We start from the raw sequence: 18,482 nt of genomic DNA, 5'->3' as shown, positions 1-18,482 counted from the left end.
TACGGCATTTTATTATCCTATTACTGACTTCCCAGCAAAGTGCGTAATCCGGCCGATTTGTTGTTAATTTCTTGCCATTCCTGTTCCGGGTCAGAGCCTGCCACAATACCGGCTCCGGCATACAGATGGACCTGTTGATCTTCAACCCAAGCGGAGCGCAGGGCGACACTAAATTCAGTCTGTTTTGCCGAAAGATAACCGGCAGAACCGGCATACCAGCCTCTGGGAAAAGGTTCGTACCGTGCAATAAACTGCCGCGCCACATTGCGGGGCAGACCGGCAACAGCCGCTGTCGGTTGCAAACGCTGCAAACAATCAGTATCGCTGGCGCGGGTAAGTTGGGCATGAATGCAGCGGCGCAAGTGCTGCACTTTACGCAAGCGGATGATTTCCGGTGGCATCACATCCACTGCGGCCACCCCGCCCTGTAATCGCTGGCAGATATCATCGACCACCAATAAATTTTCACGCTGATTCTTTTCATCATGCATCAGCCAATCGGCCAGTTCCGCCGCCTGCTGGGGGCTGTCTGCACTGGATACCGTTCCGGCCAACGCCTCGGTCTCTAAATGCAATTGCTGGCGTAGATACAGGCGCTCTGGGCTGGAGCCGAGGAATGAACGTCGTGCATCAAAACGCAGCATAAAGTGGAAACAATGGTGATTAACCTGCCGGCTGGCAGCCATAAATGCCGCGCAGGAGAGAGGCTTATCCAGCGTCAGTTGGGTGGCGCGTGCCAGTACCACTTTTTCCATCTTCTGTTGCGCTATCTCATCCAACGCGTGCTGAATCAGGTGGCTCCACTGCGGATATTCCGGCATATGCTGGGCATGTTGTACCTGAGCATCAAGTGCAGGCAACGATTTGGCGGCCACCAGTTGGTCAATAAAGGTAATTGCGAGCAGAGCATCTTGCTGTAGGGAGAAGTCACTGGCCAGATTGAGTGTTAAATAGGTTTGCTCGCCCCGACGTAATATTTCAATGCGGGGCAAAAACAGGAAACTGGCCTGCGCCTGTGGCGCGCCATCAGCAGCGTGTTGGTTAACGATCACCGGTTCAAAGGCATTCAAGCCCCAAATACGTAATCCGCTCGCATCCCGATGCTGCTGAATAAAATGATCAGCCGCTTGCATATCATTGAAGAGCCGTGTTTGACCGCATGCTGCGACCTCTTCATGGCCTTCGCGATGGAGCCAGTAAAATTGAGGGAAATGACATTGGGCGGCCAGCCACTCTAATAATTGGCTACCGATACGCCCCGATACGGGCACGATAATTTGCCGGATACCTGCCTGGTCAGGGAAACCGGCACGTAATTTCTGCCGCAATTCACCCAGCAAACCAGAAAGTTGTTTCACGACCACCTCGGCAAATCAACAGAAAGAGTGGGATTATACGGGCCGTGAATAATAAGAAAAGTCAGATTCAAAAGTTATTGTTAGTTATCACACTAATATTTGATATTGATGGTTTTATGTACTCAATAAGTGTTATCTGGCACCCAGCACGGTGCAATTGAAGAGTAAAGGGGCCGCAGCCCCTGATTATGGTTTCAGTGATCAGCCGCCAATCATTCAGCGACGAGCGATCAATAACCCCACGATCAAACCCGCAGTTGCCCCTATCCCCACGCTGCACCAGGGTTTTTCACGCACATAATCATTAGTGCAACATGCCAGTGCTTTCGCCCGTTTGATGTAGCATTCACTGCGGCCATTCAAACGGTTCTGAACCTCCTTTAGTGCTTTTTCCGCCCGTGCTTTAATCTCTTGATAGCTTTCATCAGCCGCATCGCCCGAGGCGCGCAACACTTCTTCCAGCGTATCAGTCAGCATAGTCAGATCGTCATCCAGCGAGGTTTGCTGTTCTTTATCTCGGTTCATATGCGTTCTCCATGAGTGAAAAAAGGGCATCTCATAAGAATAGCCGAAAATAGCCGGTGCAATATTGATTCAAGGCGGAAATGGAGTTTTCAGGATTAATCCGTATGGTAAATAATATGAGGGGAAAAGGGTTACTGACGCCCCTTCCCCGGTTTTATGACTAAAAACGGATACAACAAGCCCCTTGCTCAGCACCGGAAAGTTGTTCGCGCAATGCACCAAACAATTCACGGCCACTGCCTACGTGGAAGGCCGCGATATCTGGCAAGTCGGTATGGCGGGCAGCCAGTTCAGCCGCATCCACCAGCAGCGAAAGCTCGCCGGTGACACCATCAACACGCACCCGATCGCCATTACGGATTTTCGCCAGCAAACCGCCACAATACGCTTCGGGTGTCACATGGATGGCTGAGGGCACTTTGCCTGACGCGCCGGACAAACGGCCATCGGTGACCAGTGCCACCTTAAAGCCACGGTCCAGTAACACACCTAATGGTGGCATCAGTTTATGCAATTCTGGCATCCCAATAGCTCGCGGCCCCTGATAACGCACCACCACTACGCAATCGCGGTCCAGTGCGCCAGATTCAAACGCGGGGCCGACATCGTGCTGGCTTTCAAACACCACGGCGGGGCCTTCAATAATCTGATGATCACTTGGCACCGCCGAGGTTTTCATCACTGCCCGCCCCAAGTTGCCACTTAAGACTTTGGTGCCACCGTGTGGTGAGAAAGGCATCGCCATACTGGCGATAACAGTATCATCCAGCGATTGCTGCGCCCCGTCACGCCAACATAATTGCCCCTGTTCCAGATAAGGCTCTTGGGTATAGCGCTGCAAGCCAAATCCGGCCACGGTATGGACATCTTCATGGAGCAAACCGCCCTGCAACAGCTCTTTTACCAACAGCGCTACGCCACCGGCCGCCTGAAAGTAATTGATATCTGCCGGGCCATTAGGATAAATGCGACATAACTGTGGTATCACTTCCGATAATTCAGAAAAATCATCCCAATCGATGATGATCCCCGCCGCACGCGCCATCGCCACTAAATGCATGGTGTGATTAGTCGAGCCGCCAGTAGCCAGTAGCGCCACAATACCGTTAACCACCACCTTTTCATCCACCAACTGACCAATGGGTAAATAGTTACCGCTGGTTTCTGTCAGGCGGGTGATCTGGCGGGCGGCGGCGGCGGTGAGCGCATCACGTAGCGGCGTATTAGGCTGGATAAAGGAGGAACCGGGCAAATGTAACCCCATCACCTCCATCACCATCTGGTTGGAGTTGGCGGTGCCATAAAAAGTACAGGTACCGGCACTGTGGTAGGAGGCAGCCTCTGCATCCAACAAAGCCTGTCTATCGACTTTGCCCTCCGCAAACAACTGGCGCACCCGCACTTTTTCTTTATTAGACAGGCCGCTCGCCATCGGCCCGGCAGGAACAAAAACCGCTGGCAAATGACCGAATGACAACGCTGCCATCAACAAACCGGGCACAATTTTGTCGCACACGCCAAGATAGAGTGCACCATCAAACATATTGTGTGACAAGCCAATTGCCGCAGACATCGCAATTACATCGCGACTCATCAGCGACAGTTCCATACCATCCTGGCCTTGCGTCACCCCGTCACACATCGCCGGAACGCCTCCCGCCACCTGCCCGACCGCCCCCACTGCATGCAAGGCATCTTTCAGTTGTTGCGGATAATATTCATACGGCTGATGTGCCGATAGCATGTCGTTATAGGAGGTAATAATCGCGATATCGCTGCGTACCATGTTCTTTAGCGCAATTTTGTCGTCCGGCTGGCAGGCCGCAAAACCGTGCGCCAAATTGCCACAGGCCAGTTGCGAACGGCGCACTGTATTTTCTTTGGCCGCGCTGATACGTTGCAAATAAGCAGTACGGGTAGCTACGGATCGCGCAGTAATACGTTGCGTGACTCGGATGAGAGTCGCGTTCATCGCCATTCCTTATTCACTCAAGGGTGCTAAAATTTCAATGCTGCCCAATGGCAGGCCGATAAAATCTGCCAATACCTGTAACAACAGATTGTGATCGTCCAGATGGGGTGCGCCGGACACATTCACACTACCAATCACACCAGCTTGTTGAACCTGTAACGGAAAGCCACCGCCCAAGGCGGCATAATCCCGCAAACTAACACCGTAGCGTGCTTCCAGTGTGGTTTGACGCTGTTGTAACATCAAACCAGCGGCATAAGAGCTGGTATTAAGTAGCTCCACCACATTGCGCTTACGCCGCAACCAGTCATGATTTTCAGCGCTAGTCCCCAGCATGGCATAACTAAACAGCGTCTGGCGATTTACCGTGATATCGATAGCCAGAGCCACGCCTTGCCGCTCAGCCTGACACTTTATTTTCTCACCCAGCCGCCAGGCCGTTTCATGATTGAAATGAGGTAATTGCAGTAGTTGTTGATGCTGCTGACAGCGGGTTAATTGCTGTTGTAGATTCATGAAATTCTCCGGTGATAAATAGCGGGGCATAATGGTTACCAACCGATACCCCGCTACAGCTTAAGCGCGTTTAGCTTTAGCCAAACCTTTGTCAGCGATACCCTTCCCCGCCGCACTAACCTCAACATCACACTCTTTCGGCAGAGTTAAGGTTATCAATCCGGCAATAATCAGGGAGCCGGCCAGCATGCAAACTGCCGCGCTCTGCCCATAGAAGAAAATCATTACGCCCACCAGATACGGGCCACAGAAACCGCCCAGATTGCCTAAGCCATTGATCACCCCGCGTGCGCCACCCGCCACTTCCGGCACCGCGATACGGCCCGGAATTGACCAAAATGGGCTGGTTGCGGCTTTAAGGAAGAAACCGCACACCACCAGTGCCAAGTAAGATACCAGTACGTTGTGGCGGAAAATCACCGACGTCACCAGGCCGGCGGCGAAGCAGAACAGGGAAACCATAATCAGCAGCCGGCGTTTACCCGTTCTGTCCGACAAGGCAGAAATGAGGTAGATACCGGCAGTGGTGGCAATAAAGGGTAAAATCGCCAGAATACCGACTGAAGCCATATTACCGCCGGTTAGGTTTTTCAAGATGGTCGGCAACCATAAGGTATAACCATAATCGCCGGTCTGATAAAAGAAGTTCAGTGCGACCAGTTTCATCAACCCTTTATTCAGGAATACCGCCTTTAATGGCGCATTGGTCACCGGAGCATCGAGCATCCGCTCTGCCCTTTCTCGCGCCAACTCAGTCACCAGATAATCACGCTCCCTTGCCGACAACCATTTAGCTTCCTCTGGTCGGTCACTGATAACAAACCACCACATCACCAGCACCACGGCTGACAGTGAACCTTCGAGGAAGAACAGCCAACGCCAGTCCAGAGCATTAATAATGAAACCCGATAGCGGCGCGGTGAACATGCCGCCAATTGGGGCAAACATCATGACAAAAGCATTGGCCCGGCCGATTTCGCGTTCCGGGAACCAGTTACTGACCATGGTCAACACCACTGGCAACATGCCGCCCTCTGACACCCCAAGCACAAAGCGCAGGAATAGCAGTTGATAATGGTTAGTGACAAAACCGGTCAGAATCGAGACGACTGCCCAAACACAAAGAGAGTAAGCAATAAATTTTCTGCCACTACCATGAACCGCAATACGGCCACCCGGTACTTGTAGAAATAAATAACCAATAAAGAAAATACCGCCCGCTAAACCAGCCATTTGACTGGTAATAGCCAGATCACTTTCCATACCACCGGGTAATGCAAAGCTAATATTTACCCGGTCCATAAAAGAAATAATACACGCAATCATTATTGGAACAATAACGCGAAACCAACGGGCATTAGGGATCTTACTGTCCATATAAACACGCCTCATGATAATAGCAGAGTATTACCCGCACCATGAATAATGGTGTAGGGAATACCGCAAGCAAATAAACAGAAGTTTATTCTCTGGTGTTAATTAGAATTCACTGACTATTTTCAATATTTAATTAAAAATAATTATCTATTATTTATAGGTGATCGCCGTAGGGGCTTTTTCACCAGAAAAATGGGCTAATATATTTGAGAAGACAATATCGCTCATTTGAATTCGGGTTTCAGTCGTTGCACTGGCAATGTGTGGCAGCAAGACCACGTTGTCCATTTCAATTAAGGCTTGTGGCACATTAGGTTCATCGGCAAAAACATCTAAACCCGCACCACCAATATTCTGCTGCTGCAATGCAAGGATTAAATCATCCTGATTCACCATACTGCCACGGGCAATATTGATCAAAATGGCATGATTAGGCATCGCAGCAAAAATGGTTTTATTAACCAAACCGGCACTGTCTTTCCCTCCCGATATTGCGACTACCAGAATATCGCTTTGGCTGGCAAGACTCATAAGATCAGGCACATATTGGTAGGGTAGCGTTTCGTTGTGCGCCTTGTCGGTATAGGCAATTTGCATATCAAAACCCGCCGCCCGGCGAGCAATAGCTTGGCCAATCTGCCCCATACCGAAAACCCCCAAACGCTTGCCGGTAACCTTAGATGATAATGGCAGAGTGCTGTGCGGCCACTGCCCGGCACGCAGGAATTTATCGGCCAAACATAGGCGGCGAGACGTGGCAATGATTAGCCCCAGCGCGGTATCAGCAACATCGTCAGTCAGTACACCGGGGGTGGTAGTAACAATAATATTGCGCTCGTGGGTGGTTGCTAAATCCACTGCATCGGTACCGACGCCAAAGATTGAGATTATCTGCACTTCAGGCAGCAGTGCCAACACCTCGTTGCTAACACCAATATCACCACGGGTCACGATGCCTTTAATATTCTGGCCCTGTTTTGCAAAGAACTCAGCATGATCAGTAACCTGGAAGAGTTTATGCACAGTAAAGGTTTGCTCCAACTTATCAGTTAAGTAGTCCATTACCGGAGCGATGATTAATACGGCTTGTTTGCTGTTTTTCATTACGGATACCTGGTCATGTCAATAAATTATAAAAAACCAGAATGGCGACAGGTAATCATCGGATGATTTAGCCATTCAGCGAATGTCGTTATAAGACCCGTTTTCAATGTTTTATTTTGTGATTCAGGTCACTGTAAATCATGTTAAGAAAACATGTTACCGGTAACGTGATCGACCTATCATTGCCAGAGCTGAATTGTTTCAGCCAGACAAATACCGGTTAAGAACTTATAAAATTAACTACGTAAAATGTTATCGGTTGGTGTTATTTGTTATTGACGGACGGGGGATAATTTAGTGGCCATTGACCAAAGTGATTCGCAGCCATCATCCAGAGCCATGGCTGCTAGCTAGGGTAAGAAGATCAGATAGTCCCACCGAGTGAAATGCGGTAATGCAGGTCAACCTGTTCAATTGTAGGGATTTTCTTTATTTTCTTAATCAGAATTTCCGCTGCAACTTTACCCATTTCAAACCGTGGGGTGGTAACACTGGCCAGCACCGGGGTGGTGGCCTGACCGATATCTAAGCCATGGAAACCCGAAATTGCCATTTCAGCCGGTATCGCCATGCCTATTTTCAGGCATTCTTGTAACACGCCGACGGCCATATCATCATTAGTACAGAAAATAGCATCAACCTGCGGATACATTTGTCGTGCCAGCGCCAACATCCCAGCCCCGATCGAGACAGAAGAGACTTTATTAGGAGTGATATGCAATGGCGTAAAGCCTGCATCCACCATCGCCTGGCTATATCCCTGATAACGCTTGCGATCTCGCACATCAGACATCGAGCCGAAATAGACAATATTCTGCTTACCACTGGCCAGTAACGTATTGGTCATATCGTAGGCGGCCTGATAATTATTAAAACCAACGGTAATACGGTTGAACTGTGGTTCTAAATCCATCACTTGCGCAACCGGAATTTCGGCTGCATTCAAATACTTATCAGCACGTAAGGTATGTTCTGAGTCGGTGAGTATCAGACCGGAAATCTGACAGGACAACAGATTAACAATCTGCTCCTCCTCACGTTCTTTATCGTAGTTATAGTTAACCACTAGCGTTTGATAACCGCTGGCAGCGGTTACCGATTCAATACCCGCCAGTAAGTCAGAGAAAATCTGGTTATTAAAGGAAGGAATCAAGATACCAATACGCGGGATCTTTTGATTAAGACCATTTTCCCCTTCAGAATCAGGTGCGTAGTTAACCTCAGCCATCACTTGAGCAATACGCTCGGCCGTCTCTGGAGCCACTTTTTCCGGCGTGCGTAAGTAGCGGCTGACTGTCATTTTGGTCACGCCCGCAAGTAACGCGATATCCTGTAACGTAACACGCTGGTTTTTCATGGCAAATACCTGGAACAAGAGTGCGCAATGGGTAAGGTGATTATGCACTGTTAACTTGTGTAATGAAAAGCATGTTACCGCTTTAAAATACAATAACAGCCAGGTGGCATATTATTAATCTAATTTATTATCAATAGGTTAATCTGAAACCCTACAATAAAACAGCTAAAACCCCAGCTAGCGACGGTATTTTCCCTTCATCAAGGGGATATCGCTCACGTATGTGGTAACAGCTTGTTGTAACATGATTTAAAGTGATCTTCATCACAGTTTACCCAAGCGGAAAACGGTTTGATATGCACATGTTTTCACACCGCCATTATTCAATAATATTTATTTTATAATGTCGCTTAATAAGCGCCATTTCTATCAGGAATTATTATGAAGAATCTATTTTCGTTAGAAAACCGTAAAGTATTAATTACCGGTTCAGCACAAGGTATCGGATTTTTATTAGCAAAAGGTTTGGCTGAATTTGGTGCGGAAATAATTATTAATGATATTACCGCAGATCGGGCGGAAAAAGCCGTGGCGGAATTACGTGCTAGCGGTTTTATTGCACATGCCGCCGCCTTTAATGTGACCAACCACGATGCAGTTAATGAAGCCATTGAACAAATAGAAAGTAGCATCGGCGCTATCGATATTTTAATTAATAATGCTGGCATTCAACGCCGCCATGCTTTTACTGAATTTCCAGAAAAAGATTGGGATGACGTCATTGCTGTTAACCAGAAATCAGTATTTTTAGTTTCACAGGCCGTATCCCGCTATATGGTTAAACGTCAGCGTGGCAAAATTATCAATATCTGCTCGATGCAAAGTGAATTAGGCCGCGACACAATTACCCCCTATGCCGCCTCTAAAGGTGCAGTAAAAATGCTAACTCGCGGTATGTGCGTTGAACTGGCTCGCTATAATATCCAGGTCAATGGTATCGCACCTGGTTATTTCAAAACGGATATGACAAAAGCGCTGGTAGATGATAAAGCCTTTACTGATTGGTTATGTAAACGGACACCGGCTGCTCGCTGGGGAGACCCGGAAGAGTTGATTGGTGCTGCGGTTTATCTCTCCTCCAAAGCGTCAGACTTTGTTAATGGTCATCTGTTGTTTGTTGATGGTGGAATGTTAGTTGCCGTTTAACCGTCGCTTGAAACTGTTGGGGGTTAGCGACCTTCGTTATTCGCCCCATCAATGACGTTGGTTAATACTTCAATTAACCGGGAACAGAGGAACATTATGTCTGGTAAATGCATTATTGTTATGGGTGTATCCGGCACGGGTAAATCCTGTGTTGGTCAGGCACTGGCACAGGCACTTAACGCCAAGTTTATTGATGGTGACGACCTGCATCCGCGTGCCAATATCCAAAAGATGGCCTCAGGTCAGCCGCTTAATGATAGCGATCGCGCTCCGTGGCTTGAACGGTTAAGTGATGTGGCCTATAGCCTGCAACAGAAAAATGAAGTTGGTTTTTTAGTCTGTTCGGCGCTGAAAAAGCAGTATCGCGATCGTTTGCGGGCCGGTAATCAAGGGATACGTTTTCTGTGGTTGAGCGGTGATTACGATTTGGTGCTACACAGAATGCAGCAGCGCGCTGGGCATTTTATGCCCGAAAGCCTGTTGCAAAGCCAATTTGCAACCCTGGAAATACCCGATAGCAGTGAACCGGATGTTATTCAGATAGATATTTCGCCCGACGTCGCCGGTGTGGTTAAACACTGTATTGTCGCGCTGGCACATGAAAATAGCGTGAGTCATTGTGCATAAACGCGCGGGCCACATAATCATATAGGAAGAGTTATGATACTTGATGAACTGAAAAGCGCGGCGAATAACCCGATCTATCCAGATGTTATCCGCCGAGCACTAACGGCTATCTGTAAAATGGATTTGGTTAACCTGCCAGCGGGTGAGCAAGAAATTGAAGGGCGTGAGATTTACTTAAATCATATTATCGCCACGACCAAGCCACTATATGAACAAGCCCCTGAATTACACCGTTACTATATTGATATTCATATTCTGCTGGAAGGCAGCGAGGTGATTGGCGCTTCACCATCAGCTCAGCGCCAGCGCCCAACGATGGATTTTGATAGCGAGCGGGATTACGGTTTGTTTGAAGGTATTACCACAGAAACGTTGTTAACACTGGCACCGGGTGATATTGCCCTGCTGTTCCCCGGCGAGTTGCATCGCCCGATGGGGACATTAGGTGACATTGCGCCGATTCGTAAGATCGTGGTTAAAGTGGCTAATCATCTTATCTGATTCGGTATTATTTTGGTTGATAGAGGCCGGATCAGGTTTCGGGGGATATTGGCTAGTGAAACAATTCGGTTGTCATAACTTCACGGCTCACTTTACCTCCATTGGCTCAACCGCCAAAGGGGTTACAAGCGCGTAACCCCCTTGGAACCCCTGCGCTAGAGCACGTATCGCTTGCCCACTTCGCGGGTTCCCTCACTCATCATTTCGCTGGTGGGACGGCTTTACGCGGGTCCCTCCGCGTGATGCCTAAATCCGCCGTCCATGGCGGATTTCCCTTGCTACACTCTTCACTCGGCAGCTCAAATGTGCTTTTAAACTTCAAAACCTAAAAACCTAAAAACCTAAAAACAATGGTTTTGATTTTGACGTTGAGCGCAATTAGGAATATTACCGACAAAGACGATGGCCCGAGTGAGCCGCCATGGACGGCGGCGAAAAGCGCGCTTGAGCAGGAGCGAATCGCGCTGGCTCGATAAGGTCAACGACTGCCGGAGGGCACTGCGAATAGCAGTAATATTTCGCGCAAGCCGCAGGTGCAGGAGGGCCGGCTTGCCCTCCTGCTCGGTTGAGGCGACAGAGGTAAGGTGATAACTGAACGACTATCAACCGAAACCTGATCCGGTATCTATCAACCGAACCGATAATCTGAACGAATATCCCTCGAAACCTGATCCGCTCTGCGGTTCACATGCCCGAAGCTAAGTCAGCCGTAAAGTTATATCAACCGAACCGGATCACCTAATCAATATCAACCGGCGCTCCTAAGGAACGCCGCCCTTGACTCCGCCGCGCCGCCAACCACAACCCGCTGTTCTTCATAGCGTAGCCAAATACCACCCCGACTAACAATGAAGCAACCACCAACTTCCAATTACCATTACCGGCAAAAGTAGCGCAAGCGCCGATAAAAGTACCCGGAACAAATGATAACCACTGCTGGCAGGCCTGGATGCACATCAAAAACGCCACAAGCCCTGTCAAAACATACCCAAGGATCGTCCATTCAGGTTGTAAGGCACTGCCCTGGATAATCATCATCGCCCAGAACACCCCGCTCAGGCAGGTTAGCAGCGTAATCAGTAATCCTTTTAAACCACCTTGTGGGCAAGCGAAATAGGCGGTACAGCCAAGGAAACCAGCCCAACTGATTAGCCCTAGACTGACCGCAACCCAGCCCCAGACCCCCGAGAGAATGCCGGTGGTAATGGCAATCATCAGAATAATGTTCATCAGCGTTACCTGCGCGAAAGTATCAAACCAATATCGATTGAGTGAAAGCCGAGCAGTTTACCTGAATTGATGAGCAATATTCCGTATTTTTGTCACAAAAATACAAATATTGTTGTTATCATTACATTTATTATGTGATTAAAGTCACATAATAAACACTATGCATAATTTGGAAGCGCGATACACGCGCGTTTATTAAAAATTTGCTTATCACCATTTGCTGTCCATTCGCTAAAATAACCCTTTTCATTAGCATATGGTGTTATTTGTGTTTGGAAATTAAAAATATTGAAAAGCAGTGCATTAGTAAGTACCTCAGGGTCGCAATCTAAAAAAGACGCTCCGCTGTTTATAGATTGATAGTACTGAATGACTCTCTCTGAGATAACCGCATTAATATCAGGCTGCCCATGATTATCTTTAATACAAAACTTCAGCGCTTTAGTTAGCGGGTTTCTATTTACCCAATTATCAATATTGATATCATCTTTTTTTAAGTCAGATGCTGTACCAATGAAATGATTAATGATGACTTTATTGAGCAATTCGCCAGCTTTAATATGAATCTCATTACCTTTATCTATTTTTTTCTGCAAAATATTCAAAGAGTTAATTGCAATAATGTTAACTTTGTCGATTAAGTCAACATAAGGGTTTCTCATATATGTATCATTTTTATTTGTAATTAAATATGCATTTTCTATCATCGCCATATTGAATTCTTCATCTCCCTTCGCCCTATCAAGCGAGAAGTTGATTGTTTCTTTATCTTTAAAAAAGCCGGCAGATGGAACTATTTCATCTGATAGCGATAAAAAATCATCCACAGAGTCATATTTTGTATAAGAGTTATTATCATTAATTGATGGAAGCGAAGGTATACAGCACAACATAAATATCCTTAAGAATAGAGTGAAATAATCACTGATAAAGATATCTCAAAAAAATGTGTTCACCGCTCCATGTTTTACCCCACCCCCACCTTAAATAACATTAATTTCAGCACAGGGTAAAAAAACAAAACCCCCTGCGCGTTTCGGCTAACAGGGGGTTTGGGAACAGGCTTAACAATCAATTACATCAGTGGCTGAGCCATCTGAACCAGCGAGATCAACGGCTGCGGGTAAATACCCAGGAACAGCACCAAAATCGCAGAAATCAGCACGACCACACCGCCAGCAGTTAATGCCCAGTTGTTTGGCGTGTCACGCACCAACGTTTCCGGCGCGCTAAGGTACAGGCTGACAGTCACACGCAGGTAATAGTACAACCCAATGGCACTGCCTAAGACCACCGCACCCGTCAACCACCACAGGTTGGCGCTGACACCCATTGCGACCACAAAGAACTTACCAATAAAGCCCAACGTCATTGGGATACCGGCCAGTGATAGCATCATTACGGTCATCACCGCAGACAGAATCGGTTTATGCCAGAACAGACCACGGTAAGAGAACAGCGATTCGGCATCCGGGCCTTTATACGGGCTGGACATCAAACTAACCACACCGAACGCACCCAAGCTGCTGAACAGGTAACCGGCCAGATAAACACCGACGGTTTCCAGTGCCAACTGATGGGTCTGCACCGCCACCAGCGCAATCAGCAAGTAGCCAAGGTGCGCGATAGAAGAGTAACCCAGCAGACGCTTGATGTTGGTCTGGCTGATAGCCATTAAGTTCCCGAACAGTATTGATGCCACCGCAATCAAGGAAAGCACCAAACGCACCGCCTCACTGTCGGCGGCCGGCGCATACAGGAACAAGCGCATGACTACCGCAAAGATGGCAATCTTACTGGCAGTCGCCAGGAAGGTAGATACCGGAGCGGGAGCACCCTGATACACATCCGGCGTCCACAGTTGGAACGGCACCAGCGACAACTTAAAGCCGAGACCAACAATCATCATCCCGATACCAGCCAGAATCAACGGCTGGTGGATAGCGGAGTCACTTAGGCTCTTACCCAGACCGGCGAAAGACAAACTGCCAGACTCAGCATACAGCAGCGCCATCCCGAACAGCAGGAATGACGATGCCGCCGCAGACAGCAGCATGTATTTGATACTGGCTTCCAGTGAACGCTTCTGGCGATAGGCATAGCCAATCAGGCCAAACAGCGGTAAGGAAATCAGCTCAATACCCAAGAACAGCGACGCCAAATGGTTGGCACTGGCTAACAGAATACCGCCCATGGTGGCAATCAGCACCAATAGGTAGAACTCTTCGCGGTTATCTGGATAGCCATTCAACCAAGGATAAGCAAAGGTGCTGGTTGCCAGGCTGGCAACAATCACCAGCCCGGTATAGAACATCGCATAGCCGTCAATCCGCATCAGCGGCGTGACATCCATCGGCCCGACCTGCCCGACAAAATAGAGTGACAGCAGTGCAAGGTTAAGCCCGATGACCGTCAGGGTGGCGTTAATAAAGTGATCGCGTCGCCACGCAATGGAGAGCATCACAACCACCACCGTCAATCCGACGATCAACAGCGGTAGCATTGCGATCAGTTGTTGAGGAGTTATTGTCATGGCGAATTACGGCCTTGTAGTTGTAATAGATGAAGCATTGAACCACTGCTGTACATTACTCATCGCAGCATGGGATGTGTCAAGAATTGGCTGCGGGTAAACCCCCAGCAACACTAGCAACACCACTAACAGCAGGATGATGGACAGTTCCCTTGCGCTCATGCCCGGTAACGCTTCTTGTGATTTTGGCGCACCGTAATAAGCACGCTGCATCATGATAAGCGAATAAACCGAAGCAAAGACCAGACCAAAGGTAGAGATCACGGTAATCACCGGAACCACCTGGAAGCTGCCAAACAGGATCATAAACTCGCCGACGAAGTTACCGGTGCCCGGCATCCCCAGTGTGGCTACCGCGAAGAACAGCGATAGCGCAGGCAAGTATTTGATTCGGCCCCACAGGCCGCCCATCTGACGCATGTCACGGGTGTGCAGGCGCTCATACAACTGGCCACAGATGATGAACATACCGGCGGCAGACAAGCCGTGGGCAATCATCTGGATAACCGCACCTTGATAAGCCAATTGGCTGCCGGTATAGATGGCAATCAATACAAAGCCCATGTGCGACACGCTGGTATAAGCAATCAGGCGTTTGATATCAGTCTGGCAGAAGGCCATCCACGCACCGTAGAAGATACCGATAACACCCAACCACATGGCGATAGGTGCAAACTCATGGGAGGCGTTCGGGAACAGCGGCAGACTAAAGCGCAGCAAACCGTAAGCTGCGGTTTTCAGCAAAATCCCCGCCAGGTCGACAGAACCAGCAGTTGGCGCCTGACTGTGTGCATCTGGCAACCAACCGTGCAGTGGCACAACCGGCATTTTTACCGCAAAGGCGATAAAGAAGCCCAGCATCAGCAGATATTCCACATTGTGGGACATCGGCGTATTCAACAAATCTTCGTAGTTGAAGGTCCAGATACCGGTGGCTTTATAGTGCACAAACACCAGCCCCAAAATGGCAATCAGCATGATAAGGCCGCTGGCCTGGGTATAGATGAAGAACTTGGTTGCCGCCGCGATACGGGTTTTACCGTCTGATGCTTTGTGACCCCACAAGGCAATCAGGAAGTACATCGGCACCAACATCATTTCCCAGAAGAAGAAGAACAGGAACATGTCGATGGCGAGGAACACGCCGATAACCCCACCCAGAATCCACAACAGATTCAGGTAGAAGAAGCCCTGGTTGCGCTGAATTTCACGCCACGAACAGAGGATAGCCAGCACACCTAGCAGGCCGGTTAGCACCACCATCAACAGTGATAACCCATCCAGCGCCAGATGGAATTCAATACCAAACCGTGGGATCCACGGCAAGATGAACTCTGATTGCCACTGCGGTATACCCGCCGGGTTAACCAGTGAATAGTTGCCCTGCCCCCACAACAGCAGAGAGAGCACCAATGTCAGCCCCATCGCGAGTAACGCTATCCAACGCGGTACTTTAGTACCGAAGCGCTCACACTGCCAAGACAGCAGGCCGCCGATAAAGGGGAGAAGAATTAGCCAAGGTAATAGCATGGCGTTTTGTGTCCCTAATTAAACGAAAAGCAACAGAGCCAGTACGACGACTGCACCCAAACCCATAGACGCGACATACCAACGCACCTGTCCATTTTCACTGAGCGTCAAACCGCGATTACTCCAGCGCGAAAGTATCGCCGGGGTATTCATCAGTGAGTTCAGCGGATCACTCTGCAACAGCCTTGCAATCCACAAGTACGGGCGGACAAACACATTGTGATACAGCCAGTCGAAGCCCCACGCATGGAACCACCAGACCGTAAAGAAGCGGCCCGGCGCGCTTTGCGCGATGCTGTTGACCAGTTGGCGTTTGCCCAGATAGAGTGCCGCAGCCAATGCAATCCCGATAACCACTAACACGCCGGAGAAGATTTCCAGTGGCATTTTGCCCTCTTCACCGAAGTGAAGCTCTGGCAACACACCCGCCAGCGGTGGTGTTATCAGCGCGCCGACGAAAGTCGACAGCACCAGTAACACAATCAGCGGCAGACTGTGAGTGATCCCTTTAACCGGATGCGCTTTAGTTTTTGGCTCGCCGTGGAACACAATGAAAATCATACGGAAGGTATACAGCGCGGTGAGGAATGCCCCAACCAGCCCAGCGACCATCAGATTGATATGGCCACTGGCCAATGCGCCCCACAGAATTTCGTCTTTGCTGTAGAAGCCTGCGGTAACCACTGGCAATGCAGCCAATGCGGCACCACCCACCAGGAAGCAGATATAAACCAATGGGATTGTCTTGCGCAGACCGCCCATTTTGAAAATATTCTGCTCGTGGTGACAGGCCAGAATTACGGAACCCGAAGAGAGGAACAGTAACGCTTTAAAGAAGGCATGGGTCATCAGGTGGAAGATAGCCGCATCCCACGCTTGAACGCCCAGCGCCAGGAACATGTAGCCAATCTGGCTCATGGTGGAATACGCCAACACCCGCTTGATGTCGGTTTGCACCAGCGCGGCAAAACCTGCCAGCACCAGTGTTACCGCACCGATAATCCCCACCAAATGCAGCACTTCAGGTGCCATCAGGAACAGGCCGTGGGTACGCGCAATCAGGTACACACCCGCAGTCACCATGGTTGCCGCATGGATAAGCGCGGAGACCGGGGTTGGGCCTGCCATTGCATCGGCTAACCAGGTTTGTAACGGCAACTGCGCCGATTTACCCACCGCACCACCGAGCAGCATCAGCGTCGCCCAGGTAATGGCGGTAGAGCCCATTTCCAGTTTCTGCGGTGCCAATACCATCAGTTCGCGAATATTCAGCGTACCCAGTTCTTGGTAAAGGATGAACAAGGCAATAGCGAGGAATACGTCACCAACACGGGTCACGATAAAGGCTTTCATCGCCGCCGCGCCGTTGGCCGGATTAGTGTAGTAGAAACCAATCAGCAGGTAACTGCACAGACCCACACCTTCCCAACCCAGATACATCAGCATCAGGTTATCTGCCAACACCAAAACCACCATACTGGCGATAAACAGGTTGGTGTAGGCGAAGAAGCGAGAGTAGCCCTCCTCTCCACGCATATACCAAGAGGCATACATATGAATCAGGAAACCCACGCCGGTGACCACCGACAACATGGTCAGCGACAAGCCATCCAGTGTTAGGGTCAACGGAATGTTGAAGGTGCCAACCGACATCCAGTTCCACAACGTCTGGTTAAAGACTTGGACACCAGTAGCCTTTTGGCTGAGGAAGTCCACTGCAACATACAGTGTAACCAACGCCGTCAAGCCAATCGATCCGACCCCAACCGTGGCTGAGGTATTTTCAGACCAGCGCCCACGGGAGAATGCCAACAGCAAGAAGCCCAGCAGTGGCAGCAGAATTGTTAAATATAATAGGTTCATCCGCGCATCTCACTGACTGTATCGATATTCAGAGTATGACGGCGACGATAGAGCTGTAACAGCAATGCCAAGCCAATACTGGCCTCCGCTGCTGCCAGCGTGATCGCCAGGATATACATCACCTGACCGTCAGCCTGACCCCAATAACTGCCCGCCACAACAAAGGCGAGCGCCGCTGCGTTGATCATCACTTCAAGGCTTATCAGCATAAACAGCAGATTGCGACGAATCAGCAACCCCGTTAGCCCTAGCACAAACAGTATGGCCGCCAGAATCAGGCCATGTTGTAGAGGGATCATGCTTGTTCCTCCGTTTTTCTTTTCGCGCTGTCGCTCGCGCCCATCACTTCACCCGGTTTATGTTCGCGCCCGATATGGAAGGCAACCACCAAACCGGCCAGCAACAACATTGACGCCAGTTCAACTGCCAGCACATAAGGGCCAAACAGGCTGATACCGACAGCTTTGGCATCGACCATTTCACCGCTAATACCAGAATCAGTAATTGAACTGATGGCATAAATCAGTACCGACAGCAGTACCAGTGCTAACAAGCCAGGGCCAATCCACAGGCTCGGTTTCAGCCAATCGCGCTCTTGTTGTTCGACGTTGCCCAAGTTCAGCATCATCACCACGAACACGAACAGCACCATAATGGCACCGGCGTAAACGATGATTTCCAGCGCACCAGCGAAGTAAGCACCCAGCGAGAAGAACACCGCCGAGATAGCCAGCAAAGAGATAATCAAGTACAGCAGCGCATGTACCGGGTTGGTGTGAGTGATGACGCGAATAGTCGCCACCACTGCCACCAATGCTGCAATATAAAATGCAAATTCCATGG

Annotated in this window: 17 protein-coding genes; 3 read left to right on the top strand and 14 right to left on the bottom strand. The window is 49.4% G+C overall.

Annotation, left to right across the window (positions count from 1 at the left end; translation table 11 throughout):
* Positions 1-20 precede the first annotated feature (20 nt).
* The 7 genes from menF to EL015_RS07255 all read right to left on the bottom strand — a co-directional run bounded on the left by menF (position 21) and on the right by EL015_RS07255 (position 8,209).
* Positions 21-1,358, bottom strand: coding sequence for an isochorismate synthase MenF (menF, locus tag EL015_RS07285; protein WP_005191256.1), 1,338 nt, complete (start codon positions 1,356-1,358; stop codon positions 21-23).
* Positions 1,359-1,574: 216 nt separating this feature from the next.
* On the bottom strand, positions 1,575-1,883 hold the full coding sequence (locus tag EL015_RS07280; RefSeq protein WP_005191261.1) for an ElaB/YgaM/YqjD family protein: 309 nt from the start codon (positions 1,881-1,883) through the stop codon (positions 1,575-1,577).
* Between the two features lie 160 nt (positions 1,884-2,043).
* A complete protein-coding gene (gene edd / locus EL015_RS07275) occupies positions 2,044-3,855 on the bottom strand; it encodes a phosphogluconate dehydratase (protein ID WP_032907626.1) in 1,812 nt (603 codons plus the stop codon).
* Between the two features lie 9 nt (positions 3,856-3,864).
* Positions 3,865-4,371: a heme-degrading domain-containing protein gene (locus EL015_RS07270; RefSeq protein ID WP_032907627.1), complete on the bottom strand. Its 507-nt coding sequence runs from the start codon at positions 4,369-4,371 to the stop codon at positions 3,865-3,867.
* 60 nt (positions 4,372-4,431) lie between these two features.
* Positions 4,432-5,748 (bottom strand): MFS transporter, encoded by a 1,317-nt coding sequence (locus EL015_RS07265; RefSeq protein WP_005191269.1) that lies wholly within the window; start codon positions 5,746-5,748, stop codon positions 4,432-4,434.
* Positions 5,749-5,898: 150 nt separating this feature from the next.
* Positions 5,899-6,852 (bottom strand): 2-hydroxyacid dehydrogenase, encoded by a 954-nt coding sequence (locus EL015_RS07260; protein WP_005191272.1) that lies wholly within the window; start codon positions 6,850-6,852, stop codon positions 5,899-5,901.
* A gap of 364 nt (positions 6,853-7,216) precedes the next feature.
* Positions 7,217-8,209, bottom strand: a complete 993-nt coding sequence (locus EL015_RS07255) for a substrate-binding domain-containing protein (protein ID WP_032907629.1) — start codon at positions 8,207-8,209, stop codon at positions 7,217-7,219.
* A 381-nt stretch (positions 8,210-8,590) separates the two neighbouring features.
* Between EL015_RS07255 and idnO the strand changes: the two genes are divergently transcribed.
* The 3 genes from idnO (at position 8,591) to EL015_RS07240 (ending at position 10,483) form a co-directional block, all read left to right on the top strand.
* Positions 8,591-9,355, top strand: a complete 765-nt coding sequence (gene idnO, locus EL015_RS07250) for a gluconate 5-dehydrogenase (protein WP_005191276.1) — start codon at positions 8,591-8,593, stop codon at positions 9,353-9,355.
* Positions 9,356-9,451: 96 nt separating this feature from the next.
* Positions 9,452-9,982: a gluconokinase gene (locus EL015_RS07245; RefSeq protein ID WP_032907632.1), complete on the top strand. Its 531-nt coding sequence runs from the start codon at positions 9,452-9,454 to the stop codon at positions 9,980-9,982.
* A gap of 33 nt (positions 9,983-10,015) precedes the next feature.
* On the top strand, positions 10,016-10,483 hold the full coding sequence (locus EL015_RS07240) for a NanQ anomerase/TabA/YiaL family protein (RefSeq protein WP_005191283.1): 468 nt from the start codon (positions 10,016-10,018) through the stop codon (positions 10,481-10,483).
* A 738-nt stretch (positions 10,484-11,221) separates the two neighbouring features.
* Here EL015_RS07240 and EL015_RS07235 read toward each other — a convergent pair.
* The 7 genes from EL015_RS07235 to nuoJ form a co-directional block, all read right to left on the bottom strand.
* A complete protein-coding gene (locus EL015_RS07235; protein ID WP_005191289.1) occupies positions 11,222-11,713 on the bottom strand; it encodes a DUF1097 domain-containing protein in 492 nt (163 codons plus the stop codon).
* A 158-nt stretch (positions 11,714-11,871) separates the two neighbouring features.
* Complete coding sequence (locus EL015_RS07230; RefSeq protein ID WP_005191291.1) at positions 11,872-12,540, bottom strand: hypothetical protein; 669 nt, start codon at positions 12,538-12,540, stop codon at positions 11,872-11,874.
* Positions 12,541-12,788: 248 nt separating this feature from the next.
* The gene (gene nuoN, locus EL015_RS07225) at positions 12,789-14,246 is read right to left on the bottom strand and encodes an NADH-quinone oxidoreductase subunit NuoN (protein WP_005191294.1); all 1,458 of its coding nucleotides are present in this window, start codon (positions 14,244-14,246) and stop codon (positions 12,789-12,791) included.
* 6 nt (positions 14,247-14,252) lie between these two features.
* Positions 14,253-15,776: an NADH-quinone oxidoreductase subunit M gene (gene nuoM / locus EL015_RS07220; protein WP_005191297.1), complete on the bottom strand. Its 1,524-nt coding sequence runs from the start codon at positions 15,774-15,776 to the stop codon at positions 14,253-14,255.
* An 18-nt stretch (positions 15,777-15,794) separates the two neighbouring features.
* Complete coding sequence (nuoL, locus tag EL015_RS07215) at positions 15,795-17,639, bottom strand: NADH-quinone oxidoreductase subunit L (RefSeq protein WP_032907635.1); 1,845 nt, start codon at positions 17,637-17,639, stop codon at positions 15,795-15,797.
* A complete protein-coding gene (nuoK, locus tag EL015_RS07210) occupies positions 17,636-17,938 on the bottom strand; it encodes an NADH-quinone oxidoreductase subunit NuoK (protein ID WP_032815102.1) in 303 nt (100 codons plus the stop codon). The genes nuoL and nuoK overlap by 4 nt, the downstream gene beginning before the upstream one ends.
* Positions 17,935-18,480, bottom strand: coding sequence for an NADH-quinone oxidoreductase subunit J (nuoJ, locus tag EL015_RS07205; protein ID WP_005191302.1), 546 nt, complete (start codon positions 18,478-18,480; stop codon positions 17,935-17,937). Before nuoJ ends, nuoK begins: the two co-directional genes overlap by 4 nt.
* Positions 18,481-18,482 lie beyond the last annotated feature (2 nt).

The sequence above is a fragment of the Yersinia intermedia genome, assembly GCF_900635455.1.
GTDB lineage: Bacteria > Pseudomonadota > Gammaproteobacteria > Enterobacterales > Enterobacteriaceae > Yersinia > Yersinia intermedia.
Note: the sequence above shows the minus strand (reverse complement) of the source record. Positions and strands in the feature narration are given on the sequence as shown.

Bases quoted from the DNA above. Each gene is read 5' to 3' on its own strand.
- EL015_RS07280 (WP_005191261.1), bottom strand. From the start codon at position 1,883: ATGAACCGAGATAAAGAACAGCAAACCTCGCTGGATGACGATCTGACT.
- edd (WP_032907626.1), bottom strand. From the start codon at position 3,855: ATGAACGCGACTCTCATCCGAGTCACGCAACGTATTACTGCGCGATCC.
- EL015_RS07270 (WP_032907627.1), bottom strand. From the start codon at position 4,371: ATGAATCTACAACAGCAATTAACCCGCTGTCAGCAGCATCAACAACTA.
- EL015_RS07265 (WP_005191269.1), bottom strand. From the start codon at position 5,748: ATGGACAGTAAGATCCCTAATGCCCGTTGGTTTCGCGTTATTGTTCCA.
- EL015_RS07260 (WP_005191272.1), bottom strand. From the start codon at position 6,852: ATGAAAAACAGCAAACAAGCCGTATTAATCATCGCTCCGGTAATGGAC.
- EL015_RS07255 (WP_032907629.1), bottom strand. From the start codon at position 8,209: ATGAAAAACCAGCGTGTTACGTTACAGGATATCGCGTTACTTGCGGGC.
- idnO (WP_005191276.1), top strand. From the start codon at position 8,591: ATGAAGAATCTATTTTCGTTAGAAAACCGTAAAGTATTAATTACCGGT.
- EL015_RS07245 (WP_032907632.1), top strand. From the start codon at position 9,452: ATGTCTGGTAAATGCATTATTGTTATGGGTGTATCCGGCACGGGTAAA.
- EL015_RS07240 (WP_005191283.1), top strand. From the start codon at position 10,016: ATGATACTTGATGAACTGAAAAGCGCGGCGAATAACCCGATCTATCCA.
- EL015_RS07235 (WP_005191289.1), bottom strand. From the start codon at position 11,713: ATGAACATTATTCTGATGATTGCCATTACCACCGGCATTCTCTCGGGG.
- nuoN (WP_005191294.1), bottom strand. From the start codon at position 14,246: ATGACAATAACTCCTCAACAACTGATCGCAATGCTACCGCTGTTGATC.
- nuoM (WP_005191297.1), bottom strand. From the start codon at position 15,776: ATGCTATTACCTTGGCTAATTCTTCTCCCCTTTATCGGCGGCCTGCTG.
- nuoL (WP_032907635.1), bottom strand. From the start codon at position 17,639: ATGAACCTATTATATTTAACAATTCTGCTGCCACTGCTGGGCTTCTTG.
- nuoK (WP_032815102.1), bottom strand. From the start codon at position 17,938: ATGATCCCTCTACAACATGGCCTGATTCTGGCGGCCATACTGTTTGTG.
- nuoJ (WP_005191302.1), bottom strand. From the start codon at position 18,480: ATGGAATTTGCATTTTATATTGCAGCATTGGTGGCAGTGGTGGCGACT.